We start from the raw sequence: 13,110 nt of genomic DNA on the forward strand, positions 1-13,110 counted from the left end.
ACAAATAAATCTACTTGCTCAAAATTGATTTTGATAGTTTTTATTTTTCTAATTGTAGTATTTTAAAATCTACTTCTAAATTTCTCAAGTTTTTAGAGAGCTCATTTAATGAAAATTTAGCAATATTAGAATCAAAATTTACGATGTCAGTTTCTAGTTTTCTAGCATTTGAAGCTGTATCTAGTACAGCCAACACAAAAACGATATTTCTATTTCTTACAATATTTATAAAATCTTTTTTAGAAATCTTTTTTAAGTGTTTTTTGGCATCTATTGAATAAGCTGATGTTCCATTATTGTTAATAACGGTATCATATAAATTTTCTAGATAAATAAAATTATTTTTAGAATCTTCTTTTACTTTTCTAGCAGCAATTAAAACTTGACTACACAAATCCCTCATTGAATTGTCAAAACCTTTTTTTATATGAAAAAAATATGCATTTGTTTGGTCCCATCTAAAAATATCACAAGCTTCAATGTTTAATGGGGTGAATTTGTCAAATACAAGTGATTCAGGCTTAGTGAAATAAGATTTATTATAATCATTCTCACTGCCAGAAGTCCATTTATCCATTGTAGGCCCAGTATATTTGTTAATAGTAATAAAATGTTCTGACTGTTCATTAATATTATCAATAAATGTTTTACCTATTACGTACCAATCGCGTTCAATTAAAAAGTAGCTTTTACCGTCGTATGTAATTTCGGAGCAAAAATGGTTTGTCAATGTGTCACGTGTTAATGTATCTCCGTTAGCATCAAATGTTTCAATTAAACCGTTTGTTAAAACCGTTTTAAATTTATCATATGGTAATGAGGAATCTATGTTTCTGATTTCATCAAGAATAGTTTGAATTTGTTTAATAGCTTCTTCAAAAGGAGATATTCTCTTTTTTTGCTTTATACTAAATGTTAGTGAAGCTGAATTAGCATAATAATATTTTTCAAAATCTTTATGTGCTATTTCTACGCTAAAGAAGTTGGTAGGGTCTTGATAATTAGAGTATGTTTTTTTTAGTAGTTCTTCCCATAAGTCATTTATTAATATTGAGTTTGACTTGTTAACTTTTTCAACACTATTAATTTCGACGACAGGTGGAAGGTTTATTAATTTTTCACATTTTTCAATCAAATTTAAAAGTTCAATGAAAGAAATCGATTTTTTAATTGAAAATGAATTTTTAGCAATACAAAGACTGTCAGATTTAAGATCTGCTTTCGAAAAGCCAAATATTTTGTTCAATTGGTCTTTATTTATTGAAGCATTAAGTTCATTATAAATATTCCCAAAAGATTCATTTTCATAAAGGTTGTAATCGTTTCTAAAAAACTTTATAGCACCTTGTATGCCGCCAGTTAAGTTCCTTTCTTTACTGGATCGAAGATTTTTGTCTTCAGCCTTTAAAACTCGAGATAGAATTTCAAGCCCAAAATCGTTTGTTGCAACATCTTGAATTGCAACATGGGCAAAGCCTCCAGTTGAAGCAAAATATTTTTTAGATTTTGTGTTATGAAAAAGTATAACATAGCTTTCGGAAATTGATTTGTTGTTTTTTAAAATTTCCTCATCTTTCTGAACAATTGTATTCATAAAACCTTTCCACTTTATTGGATTGATAGTCTTTTTGAAATAGACTTTGATTTCGTAAGTTGAACTTAGGTTTGGAATAACTTTTTGTTCTTTGAAATCATGTTTTTTTAGATGAGTATGAAGAAATTTAAAGTCAATTGTTTCGACTAATACTTTTGATTTTCTTAAAACTTTTATGGTGTCTTTCAAAAGGTAAAAGTTGCTTTGAATTTTATCTGACATAACTGTTGTTTTTAATGATGTCTTCTCTAAAAATGTTCGTTAATTTCTAATAGATGAAGTTCTGTCAAAAATAAGAATAATCTTAGATGCGTCATTACGGTTTCCCGTAAACAAAAAAGATGCTTTTAAGCATCTTTTGTATCAATAGAAAATATGTTTGATGTCTTAACTAAAGCAAAATTTACTTCTAGCTAATGATGTTAGTAATTTATTAGTTCAATGAAGATAGTCCTTTAATTGTCTCTTGATATTCATTAAAAGCTCTTCCAAACTCTTCCGTAAATTCATAATTGCTGAATTGGTATTCTTCATTAAGTCCAGTTTTGGTTCTTAAAGTTATTACACCATACTTTACAACGGGAATTTGATAATTGCCTTTAAATCTCTTATCTGGCGAACCATTCTTATTAACCTTGAACCAAGTTTTGTCTATTACTTTGGTATCTCTTGGGATGGGTCCACTTTCAATAAATCTACAATAACTATGACTAAAATCAATCTCGTCAAACCCAATCACCGCAAATTTAGATCTTGATGAATACATTACAATAAAATTTGGATATATATACAAATCAGCTCCATTAGCATTGTTGAAATATAACGCTTCAAAGCGACTTCTAATATCCGGAATTGATTTCATTCCAAATTTCACATCTCGTTTATTTACAACAGTCGAAGCAGCTGAACGAGTTGTTTTTCTGTCATGAGCATGAGCACTTGTAACATCCCATATTTTGTGTGAAGTTATAAGATTTCTAAAAGTAGCAACAATTTTGTCATATTGAACTTTAATTTCATTGTCAAATTCGATTTCTAACCCAACATAGCAATTATCAATTTGTTCTTCAATTTGTTTAATTGCCTCTTTTTTAGAGGCAATGTCAGTTTTAATATTATTAGATATTTCTTTTTTTATTAAGCCGTATAGTAATACATAACTTGCTGTTAACTTTAATTTTGAACTTCCAAGTGTTGCTTTTACTTTTAGTAAGTCATTTTTTAAATCTCTTCTTTGTTCGTGAGCAGTAATTATTGCTTCCTTAACACCTTGCATGTTTTGACTTGTAATCTCTTGAACATCTGCGCTAAAAATATTGTCCTCCAAAATGTCAGTTTCAATATTTTGTGGGTTATAGTTATTCGAGTTTAGATTATTAGATATTTTTTGTCTGTTATAAAGACCAATTCCGGGAATAGATGTGTTAGCATACGTACCTGATTTTCCAAAGGTTAAACTGGCTCCACGAACTCCGATTGATGTACTTACACCACTTTTACTTAAATTCATGTAAACTCCAGGGATTACTTTAATTCTACGACGATAATTCCAAGCCATATTTTCTCTTTTAGGTTGTTTTGTTGAAGTATAATAGACAATTTTAAAATACTTAATATTTATAAAGATTAATCTTAAATATATGATTATAGTTTTCTGTTAATAAATAAAGATATTTTTGGTGTTTTTTTGTAAATTGATAATAGGTTTTACATGGTCTAAACTTATTTAATTTCATTATTATAAGCAGCTTTTTAATATCAGTAGCAATAATCACTAACACATATTTTCCATTCTGTATCTTCTTGATCTTTTCCTTTTAAGTCAGTATAAGTGTTCGTAATACAACTTTTGTCGACTTCGTAACCACATCCAGTATAAGACGTTAATTTAATTACACTGGCTTGACCTTCTCCCCAAAATATTACTGCATAAGTTGAATAAGATGAATACTTATAGCTGTTTGTTGCGTCATTCAATTCAGAACCAGTTAAAAAGTTTACATCAACAACATATTTTTTTGACCAGCCATCTTGTGTCATATACTTTACTGTACAAGTTTGAGTATATTTAGCAAAAGTGTTTAGAGTAATTAAAAGGAATAGGATTACAAATTGAATTTTTTTCTTCATTCTGAGTTTGTTTAAAATTGTTTATAGAGTCACGCCGGTTTTATGTTGTGGTATTTGATTTATTACTGATGTTTATAAATATACAGAAAAGGTTGGAAGAAAATTTTAAAAAAAGAATGGCTTTTGGATTTAACTTTTTCCATTATATACAGAACCCTCGATTGCTCAAAACTACCGTTAGCTGTTGTTTAGAATTTTTTTAGTTTCTCTTCTTTTTCGAATTTCTTTTTCTCTTCTTGTTCTTTTTTCAATTTTTCTAGGTTCGCAATAATTTTATCACCTTCTCTTATATAAATATCGAAATCAAATATTTCTATTCTATCATTAATCACCGTTTCGCAATATTTATTTATTTTGAAATCAAAAGTTAGCATTGCTCGAATTTTATTTTCAGTTGAAGAAAAAAAGTATTGTGAAAAAATATTTGGATACCTTTTGAATTTAACATTTTTACATGCGTTTGGCGTTTTCTTTTCTTCTGATTTGTGACCTTTTCCTTTGTATTTTTCCAAAATTATATCTGCATAGCTTTTTGTTAGACTAGCTCTTATAAAATATAATTGATTATTATAAAATTTCAAGAGTACATTTTTGATTACTACATCATCTACTTTATAACTTGGGATAAAAAAAACTCTTGTTGAATCATTTGGGTTCGCAATTTCAACATTGTACCAACTTTTAATATTTTCTAAATCAGGTTTTACTTCATATGCGAAATATCCTCCAGAATATTCATCATCTAATTCTTCATGTTCAACTTTATAAACTTGATAATCATCAGCATTTTTTATATTGCTCATGCTGGAAATTGTATATAGAGGCAATATCAATTTCAAGTCGTCTAAGTTTGTTGAATTGATTTCAAAATCCCCAATTCTAGTTGGGCAATCTTGAGCGAATGAATTTAAATAGGCAAAAATTAAAATGAGTATTATTTTTTTCATTGAAGTTTGATTTATTTGATGTTCATGTAAATTATGCTCAAGGACCAAATATGTGTAGGCTATATCAAAAATATGTATAACCATAGATTAGTAATTACGGTTTTCCGTAAACACAACAAAGACACCTTTAAAGGTGTCTTTGTTTTAGTGATTATTAATTATTCTATTTTAATAGCCTCATCAAATTTGCCGTCTCGGCTATACATTCCTAGATTACCATTATCTTCTAAAATATAATATTCATTATTCCCATTGTTATCATATAGACGTAATTTGTCATTTTTTTTAGTTTCATTAATTTCACTATCCATATTTCCTCCATCTTTAAAATTAATCCTCATTATTAATTTACTTTCTTTGTTCTTGAAAAGGATTAAGGAAGCACCCATAAGACTTTTTTCACTTCTCCATTTTCCTAAAATTGTGCCTTCAATGTTGTTGACTTTAGAAGTTGTTTTATCTTGATGTTCTGTTGAACCCAAAATTTTTACTTCGAGTTCTGGGGTAAAATGTGTTGTAGCCCAAGTTGCATTAGGTTCCATTTCTGGAATATGGTAAAATATCCAAAGGTTATTAAAATCTTTCCTTTCTTCCCGGATTTCTTGAGCAATTTCCTTAAGTATTTTTTCATCTACTTTTTTATTTAGTTGAATTTCGATATTATTCTTACTTAAGTTTTTATTTGGTTCCTCTTTAACTATTGTCCACTCAATATTTTCAGGAATTGATGAGTTTTTACAACTTAGAATTGAGATTCCTATTAGAATGTAAAGCAAATTTCTCATAAATTATACTATTATATTAGACATTGTAGTAGTAAAAAGTAGAAGCATACATCAAATGAATGCTTCTACTTTTTAATGTCTAAAAATTTTATTAAACTAATTTTGAATTCCAATTTTTGGCAACAAAATCGTTAAGTTCCTTTCTCATTACAACACCGCTTACTTGTGGGAGTCTTATTAGTTTTTCAACCTTTTGAAAGCTTTCTTTGGTTTTGGGTACTGTGTAGTTTTTAACGAAAGCATCGCAAAACCATACAACTTCATAAAGTTCCTTTTTGTTAACCCTTTCTTGATCACGAATAGCCGTATAATTAGGATTGTCTCCTCCTGTAGTAGTATCTACATAGTCATTATTAATTAAGTCATTTTCGCCAAAGTTTACCATGATAAATTGTTTTAAAGTTTATCAAAAATAAATTAAATATCGAGCAGGGTTTTACGGTTTCCCGTATACAAAAAGACGCTAAAAAAGCGTCTCTCATTTCTAATTCCTCCAACTATCATTATAACTACGATACTTCCTGTCATCATAAGTTTTCCCCGCAACCAAACACCGGCAAGCACAAATACAACCATCCATAAAATTTCATACCATTCCATATCTCAAAAATATAATAAGTAGGGGGGTATGGTAAAAGTAAATACTCCTTTTTGGATAGCAGTTTATCCTAAATTAACAACCACATCGTGTTACTATAAAAGAAAAAAGATGCATTAAGCATCTTTTGTATAAGGGGTACAAGTTTCACTTTAGCCTTAAAACCTAACTTACACAAAGCCGCCATTGGCAGAAGCATTTTTATGGAAGATGAAATAATTGAATTGCCAATTTCACTTCTCTGTTTTTATCACCATTCAAATGGAATCTGTAGTTAAACCAGTTTTCATCACTTTTTGATACAAATCCTAAATAATTATCATGTAAACTAGTAACTTCTTTTACTTTTTCAAGAATTGAGGAGAACTCTTTTTGCCTAACAAAAATAATTACCGATGCTTTTGTGTCTCTCCAAGTTAAATAATTTAAGAGTTGAGAAATAGTTTTTAAATATCCTTTTTCTCCAGTCCAAAATTTGCATTCTGCAATAAATATAACAGAACTATCATATCGTAACTGAATATCAGTTTTTCCAGTTTTATTGAAGGTTTCTCCAGTAACACTACCATATTCAAAGTTAGGATCTAAGGTCATAATAATATGATCTCTCAAGTCTTCTTCTCCTTTATCTTTATATATGCTTGGTAATCGTTCAAAGTTTTTACCTATATCATTGATTAACTTAAGAATCTGATTGTATATTTCATTATTTAAAGTTGGTTCAGGTTTAAAAGCTTCGTTAGAGACAGAAGGTTTAACAATGCTAATTTTAGTTCTTAGGTTTGGTTTTGGAACAGAAAATGTTTGTGATGTGTCGAATTTCTTTTTTAGAGGTACACCCAAAGAAGACATGAACTCATTTTTCTGTAGAAACTTAGCTTTTCTTTCACGGATTTTTTCAGTTATATGGCTATTTAAAGAACTATTAAACATTTTTATATCTGAAAGTAAGTCATTAAACTTTCTATGGCTATTGTTAACATTTTCATCGAAAATTTGTTTCACTTTAATAGGGTCATTATAAAAATCAATTACTTCAAGTTTTAAGTTGCTATTTTCAACTTCAAAATCCGTACTTCTTCCGCCAATAGTTATGCTATTTATTCCAGGAAAATATTTTAAGACTTCAGAATTTCCTGAAACGGGAACAAAAAATTGAATGACAGGTCTTTTGTATTTCTCTCCACGATAAGCATCAAATCGACTTGGGTAGTCTTCTGAAGATATTTCTTTTTCGTAACTATCAGCATAAACTTCTGAAAAATGAATTTCTGGAAGTTCAACAGAATATTTATCAATCAAATATTCAGAATACTGTTCTTCACTGACTGTCAAGATATAATTTTCAGATGTAGATTCTATTTCTGAATCAATACTTTTTACGATTGGAACAAGATATTCTCGAATAGATCCTTTTCCACTAAAAATTCTATTTCTTGAAGAGTACATAATAATTCAATGGTTGTCTTAATATTTCTGTCAACTCTCAAATATATACAATTTTTCTGGTAATTGTTTCGAGATAATATTCTGCATTATTTTAAAAAAAAAACGCCTTCTGGCGTTTCTCTATCTTTTATTTCTGTTCTTCCAACTATCATTATACCCACGATACTTCCTACCATCATAAACCTTCCCCTGCAACCAAACCCCGGCAAGTACAAATACAATCAACCCTAAAATTTCATACCATTCCATAACCCAAAAATACAATAAGCAGGGTAGTGGTAGTTATGGTAAAGGTAAATGCTCCGTTTTGAAAACTACTTATTCAAAACAAAATCAATTTTTGTTTTAATGTAAATATGGGATCAATAAATTTTTATATATTTCTTTGTGGTTAATTTTAACATTATAATCTTATTGTTTTAATTTAAATTCTTCCACACATTGATTCCTGCTGTTGGGAAATGTCGAACAGAATAGATTATATCTAAATCACCATCATTGTCAATGTCATGTAATTCGATTCCAGATATGTTTGAAATCGGGAAAAGAGGTTTAGGTCTAAATTTTCCTGATTTATCGTTTTCTAATATAATAATAGAATATTTATAACTAAATGTAATTTCTTCTTGAAATCCTTCGGATAAACCATATCTTGAAACATAGCATACAATATCGTCATAGCCATCCTTATTCATATCACCAACTCTTAAATCTTCAATTTCAAAATTTTCAGTTGGAATATCAATACCTGTCCATTGATTATTGTCATTTTCTAACCATTTAAGATTATTAGTGGATAATTGTATACAATCGGTTTTATTATCATGGTCTAATTTAGCATTGAAAATACTCTTAATGAAATTTCCATAAAATGGACTTGTTTGTTTTTCCCATTTTTCAAGACCAAGATACTTAAACCAGATTGAAGATTTGTTATCGATAATATCCAAGATGCCATCTTCATTAACATCCCAAATTGCTAATTTTGGGAATGATTTTTTATCCACCATTACTTCTATCCGATCTTTGCTAAATATTCCATTCCCCAAATTATTATAAAAGTAAAAGCCTCTTGTAGCATTATCCCAGTAATTGACTGCTATATCTTTAGTTCCGTTATTGTCATAATCAATAACCTCAAAACTTATTAGTCTATCTTTATCATCATGTATACTTGTAAAGGAATTAAATTTTAAATTACCTTCATTTTTAAACCAGCCTAATTTACCATTGTCCCTATCGTCAGTACTTACTATTAGATCATTTTTTCCATCATTGTTAATATCCGAATATTTTAATGTGTTAATTATAAATGGGCTAATAGCTAATTCTTTTGCTTCAGAGTAATTTCCTTTGGTGTCTACAAGAATATAGAACAATTCATTGTTTAAGTGTCCGACAATATCCTTAGTACCATTGGTGTCTATATCAGCCATTATAAAACCTGCACATTGGGCACTCATTATCCAAGTGCTTAATTCTTTTAATTGTCCATCTTTAGTTTGTAAAGCCATATTATATCTAGGCCTAATTGTTCCTTGATTATCGTAAAAATATATTGCATCTTTAATTTTATCACCGTCAAAATCTTCAAAAATAAATGACTTCGATTCCTTGATGTTTGGAATTAAACTTTTGTGGTTCTTAATAAAAGTATTATTTCCATTGTTTTTTGCCCAATTAATAAAGGGATTATTACTTCTTAGAGAGAAATATGCAATATCAAAATCTCCATCATAATCAAAATCTCCAATCTGGTAATCTTCCATTTCTAGTTGAGTAATCAAAGTATTAACTTTTCCTAACCCTCCGTTGTTTGTACGTTCTATCCAATAGATTCCAACATCTGAGTATCCAGAGGAGTACACTAAATCATGGTCGCCATCTTTGTCCATATCAATTAATCGGATGTTTGATATACTTTTGCTGGGAAGAACAAACGAATTAATTTTTACATATTTATTTTCTTTGAATGAATATGCATTTAAAATAGCCTTGTTATTTTGGTCATAGGAATTTTGATAGACCAATAATTCTTGTATCCGATCTTTATTAAGATCTAGTCCGAAAATTGTATTAAAATCATTGAAGGAATTGTTAAATGCATTAAAATAGGTGTATTGAGTTTTTTTATCTCCTATATAAGCAACTGGAACTCCTTTAAGACCGGAAATGATAATATCGCGTATTCCGTCAGAATTGGCATCATATAAATACAATTTGGCATATTCAGCAGGTAAATAGGTTATTTTGTTTTTTTGTGGTTTTTTATTAAAACCATTCTTCTCATTTATCAAAATATCAATATCACCATTTTTGTAAAGAACTACAATATCAATGTCTTTATCACCATCCATATCCTCTATATTGTAGTCTTCATATTCTTTCTTAGAATTACCAATTATTATCGTTTTTTGTTTTCTACCGGCTCCATCGTTAAGATATAAATAAGGAAAAGATATTATATCTAAATCACCATCACCATCAGCGTCAAAAGTTTTGATGCCTTTGTAGCTTAAGCCAGAGCCGTTGATTGTTTCTATTTGCCCTAAATCTTGGGCAGAACAAACTCCATATATTAAGAAAAAAAGAAAAGTGTATAAATGATAAATTATTCTATTCAAATTTTTCATTTTTATTTAGTTTTTATTATAATTCTATTTATAACTGAAATCAAATATAACAATTTGGTTCTATGTCTGTTTTATGATTCTTATAGTTTTAATCTTTAGAAATCAAAAAAGACGCCTCAAAAACGTCTTTCATTTCCTATCCCTCCAACTACCATTATACCCACGATACTTCCTACCATCATAAACCTTCCCACGCAACCAAACCCCGGCAAGTACAAACACAATTAACCCTAAAATTTCATACCATTACATACCCCAAAAATACAGCGAGTAGGGTAGTGGTTATGATGAAGGCAAAATACTCTGTTTTAGATAACTATTTATCCCAAATTGATAACCATTTTATATCGCTAAAAAAACAAAAAGATGCCCTAAATCATATATTGCATAGACAGTAAACAAGTTTTAATTTTGCTTTAAAGCTCCGTTTTTACAAAACCACTGTTAGCTGCTGCCTTCTCCTTTTATTAACTATTAGCCTTCAATTTATGTTGCTTGTGTGCAATGAAAAGCAGAACAGTCATAATACTTGCTGAAACAAGAGAAGAATTTAAAGTTCCAAGATACAACCCACCTTTGTCAAGCGGTTTAGTTAAAAAATCACCAAACGTTGCGCCAAATGGTCGGGTGAAAACAAATGCAACCCAAAACAGAAGGATATGATTTATTTTAGTAAGGTTGTGAAGAAGCACAACAATAAGGATTACTCCGCCAGTTACTAAAGCACCTTGCAGATAACTTAATCCGAAATAGTCGCTAAGAAAATCTCCGAAGGCTGTTCCCAAACTATTAGAGAAAAGAATAGCTGTCCAGTAATAAATTTCCTTTTGCTTGTTTTTAATTGGATAAACTTCAAGGTTTTTGTATTTTTCAAACCAGAGAAACAATGTTAACAGTAAGCAGTTCATAAGCAAAGTACTTCCTACTGTGTATCCCAAATGCAAAGTTCTGTCAATGTAATCTGATATTTCCGTTCCCAAAGTTGTCGTACCAATGATAACAAGCCAATAAATGACTGGGGTATATTTTTTGACTGCAAGTTGCGCGAGTAATACAACAAGGAAAAAAGCTAAGGTCACTGCAATGCCAACAGTGTAACCTAAATTAAGTGTCATGGAAATGAAATCGCCTAATGTTTCACCAAGAGTGGTAGCGACAATTTTCATGAGCCAAAAAATTAGATTGATTTTAGCGACCTTGTTCAGTTGTTCAATTGTTTTGTTAGTTGTCATATTTTGCTGTTTTGTTGTAATGGGGTTTTAGCTAACGTCCTGCCAGTTTTCCGTCAGTTTTTTATTACTGACGTTTATAGATATACCTAAAAAAGGTGAAAGAAAAAATGTTATTCAAAAGAAGAAAATTTGCAAAAGCTTACCAATAAATACTAAAACCCACAATTGCCCAAAACCGTTGTTAGCTGCCGTTGTTACTTTTAAACAGCTGTTTATTCCATGTTAGTAATAACAAAATGAATACTATAAAACAAATCAAAGCGATAATGTTTATTTGGATAATAAACGCATGAATTGTTGCGGTAACTAATATAGATCTTGTTTGTGAAACTGCAAACGTAAGAATGAAAGCGAAGATTATGCAGAATGCAAAGAAAATCCAAAAACCTCCATATTGATCAAAATTGCTAAAAACTAAAAGATGCCAAGCACACCAGAAAACACCAGAAACTAAACTTTTAATTACGTAATTTGTTTTTCCTAAACTCTCAATCAAATAGCCTCTCCAAGCATATTCCTCCATTATATTATATACTAAAGCGAAAGAACAAATAATGAAAGCCCAAGAGTGTTTATTTATGTCTTCTCCATTGTTCATCCCATAAATCGAATAACAGGAAAACAAAATAACAGGAAATAAAATACTTTTCATTTTGTTATTTCCAAACAATGTGATTTTCTGTTCAACTTTGCTAAAGTGATAGAATAATAGAGAAACTATTAAAGTTACAAATCCATGATTATAATTGAATGAAAATGAAACATCTGAAATTTGTTCTAAAAGTAATTTTAATAAATTGGGTAGCTTTCGAGCAAAGTAAGTTCCTAAAAGTATAATTCCATAAAACAACAAAATTCTTAACCAATTTATTACTCTAATTTGTTCTGATAGTTTCATTTTTTTAGTTACTAATATTTGTGATATTGGTTTTCTTACAATGATAGTTAATTTATAAGTATATTCAATTGACTAAATATATCCAAACACGAATATAAGTGTTTAAACTTTTACCTACAAAAAAAGACGCTTCAAAAGCGCCTTTCATTTCCTTTTCCTCCAACTACCATTATACCCACGATACTTCCTGCCATCATAAACCTTTCCCCGCAACCAAACCCCGGCAAGTACAAATACAATTAACCCTAAAATTTCATACCATTCCATAACCCAAAAATACAGTAAGTAGGACAGTGGTGGTTATGCTAAAAGTAAATGCTCCGTTTTGGATAACTATTTATCCCGAATTGACAACTTTAAAAAGAGGTCTTCAATAAAGTATATATAATTGAGTTTTGCATCTTGTAATTAGTTCTATATTCTCAATACTATTTCATATAAAGTTATTTTTCTAATTCCAAAGTATAATATACAATAGATTCAAATTCAAAATTGATTTCATGACGTAAATCGTTAGTGAAATTTTTGTTTACATAAAATATGTCATGATTTTTACCTACATATAAGGAATGATATTTGGACATATAATTAAAAAAACAATTTAATTGTTCAAAGTTTAACTCTAAGGCAGGATGTGGTTTTTTTGCATACAAATCTTTCCATTTTTCAATCTTTAAGTAGTTTGAATACGCGGGAGGCTTTTCTTCGTAGTGATCTGTGCAGTGTAAAACCATTGCTAAAAACAATTCTCTATCGATTCCTAAATCAAAAAGAACTTTGACATTTTGTATTCTTTCTTTCATATTTATTTTTTAATAGAATTTCTTATAGTTTTATTGAGAAG

Annotated in this window: 11 protein-coding genes; all 11 read right to left on the minus strand. The window is 29.3% G+C overall.

Features of this window, described 5'->3' with window-relative positions:
* Window positions 1-40: 40 nt before the first annotated feature.
* Window positions 41-1,816, minus strand: a complete 1,776-nt coding sequence (locus LZZ90_RS09890) for a DUF6119 family protein (protein WP_237790532.1) — start codon at window positions 1,814-1,816, stop codon at window positions 41-43.
* A gap of 211 nt (window positions 1,817-2,027) precedes the next feature.
* Entirely contained in the window at window positions 2,028-3,152 is a 1,125-nt protein-coding gene (locus tag LZZ90_RS09895) for a DUF4236 domain-containing protein (protein ID WP_237790533.1), read from the minus strand.
* Window positions 3,153-3,352: 200 nt separating this feature from the next.
* Window positions 3,353-3,724: a hypothetical protein gene (locus LZZ90_RS09900; protein WP_237790534.1), complete on the minus strand. Its 372-nt coding sequence runs from the start codon at window positions 3,722-3,724 to the stop codon at window positions 3,353-3,355.
* Between the two features lie 188 nt (window positions 3,725-3,912).
* A complete protein-coding gene (locus tag LZZ90_RS09905) occupies window positions 3,913-4,671 on the minus strand; it encodes a hypothetical protein (RefSeq protein WP_237790535.1) in 759 nt (252 codons plus the stop codon).
* A gap of 158 nt (window positions 4,672-4,829) precedes the next feature.
* The gene (locus tag LZZ90_RS09910; RefSeq protein ID WP_237790536.1) at window positions 4,830-5,456 is read right to left on the minus strand and encodes a hypothetical protein; all 627 of its coding nucleotides are present in this window, start codon (window positions 5,454-5,456) and stop codon (window positions 4,830-4,832) included.
* 91 nt (window positions 5,457-5,547) lie between these two features.
* The gene (locus tag LZZ90_RS09915; protein WP_237790537.1) at window positions 5,548-5,841 is read right to left on the minus strand and encodes a hypothetical protein; all 294 of its coding nucleotides are present in this window, start codon (window positions 5,839-5,841) and stop codon (window positions 5,548-5,550) included.
* Window positions 5,842-6,255: 414 nt separating this feature from the next.
* Window positions 6,256-7,503, minus strand: a complete 1,248-nt coding sequence (locus LZZ90_RS09920) for a hypothetical protein (protein ID WP_237790538.1) — start codon at window positions 7,501-7,503, stop codon at window positions 6,256-6,258.
* Between the two features lie 419 nt (window positions 7,504-7,922).
* Window positions 7,923-10,136, minus strand: a complete 2,214-nt coding sequence (locus LZZ90_RS09925; RefSeq protein ID WP_237790539.1) for a VCBS repeat-containing protein — start codon at window positions 10,134-10,136, stop codon at window positions 7,923-7,925.
* Between the two features lie 467 nt (window positions 10,137-10,603).
* A complete protein-coding gene (locus tag LZZ90_RS09930; RefSeq protein WP_237790540.1) occupies window positions 10,604-11,368 on the minus strand; it encodes a hypothetical protein in 765 nt (254 codons plus the stop codon).
* A 181-nt stretch (window positions 11,369-11,549) separates the two neighbouring features.
* Window positions 11,550-12,266 carry a CPBP family intramembrane glutamic endopeptidase gene (locus tag LZZ90_RS09935; protein WP_237790541.1) on the minus strand — a complete coding sequence of 239 codons (717 nt, stop codon included), beginning with the start codon at window positions 12,264-12,266 and terminating at the stop codon, window positions 11,550-11,552.
* A gap of 443 nt (window positions 12,267-12,709) precedes the next feature.
* On the minus strand, window positions 12,710-13,069 hold the full coding sequence (locus tag LZZ90_RS09940; RefSeq protein WP_237790542.1) for a hypothetical protein: 360 nt from the start codon (window positions 13,067-13,069) through the stop codon (window positions 12,710-12,712).
* Between the last annotated feature and the right edge of the window lie 41 nt (window positions 13,070-13,110).

The organism is Flavobacterium sp. SM15 (assembly GCF_022012335.1).
Lineage (GTDB): Bacteria > Bacteroidota > Bacteroidia > Flavobacteriales > Flavobacteriaceae > Flavobacterium.

What these genes read in the sequence shown, in the direction of transcription:
- LZZ90_RS09910 (WP_237790536.1), bottom strand. Translation starts at nt 5,456, where the DNA reads ATGAGAAATTTGCTTTACATTCTAATAGGAATCTCAATTCTAAGTTGT.
- LZZ90_RS09905 (WP_237790535.1), bottom strand. Translation starts at nt 4,671, where the DNA reads ATGAAAAAAATAATACTCATTTTAATTTTTGCCTATTTAAATTCATTC.
- LZZ90_RS09935 (WP_237790541.1), bottom strand. Translation starts at nt 12,266, where the DNA reads ATGAAACTATCAGAACAAATTAGAGTAATAAATTGGTTAAGAATTTTG.
- LZZ90_RS09915 (WP_237790537.1), bottom strand. Translation starts at nt 5,841, where the DNA reads ATGGTAAACTTTGGCGAAAATGACTTAATTAATAATGACTATGTAGAT.
- LZZ90_RS09925 (WP_237790539.1), bottom strand. Translation starts at nt 10,136, where the DNA reads ATGAAAAATTTGAATAGAATAATTTATCATTTATACACTTTTCTTTTT.
- LZZ90_RS09890 (WP_237790532.1), bottom strand. Translation starts at nt 1,816, where the DNA reads ATGTCAGATAAAATTCAAAGCAACTTTTACCTTTTGAAAGACACCATA.
- LZZ90_RS09900 (WP_237790534.1), bottom strand. Translation starts at nt 3,724, where the DNA reads ATGAAGAAAAAAATTCAATTTGTAATCCTATTCCTTTTAATTACTCTA.
- LZZ90_RS09940 (WP_237790542.1), bottom strand. Translation starts at nt 13,069, where the DNA reads ATGAAAGAAAGAATACAAAATGTCAAAGTTCTTTTTGATTTAGGAATC.
- LZZ90_RS09930 (WP_237790540.1), bottom strand. Translation starts at nt 11,368, where the DNA reads ATGACAACTAACAAAACAATTGAACAACTGAACAAGGTCGCTAAAATC.
- LZZ90_RS09920 (WP_237790538.1), bottom strand. Translation starts at nt 7,503, where the DNA reads ATGTACTCTTCAAGAAATAGAATTTTTAGTGGAAAAGGATCTATTCGA.
- LZZ90_RS09895 (WP_237790533.1), bottom strand. Translation starts at nt 3,152, where the DNA reads ATGGCTTGGAATTATCGTCGTAGAATTAAAGTAATCCCTGGAGTTTAC.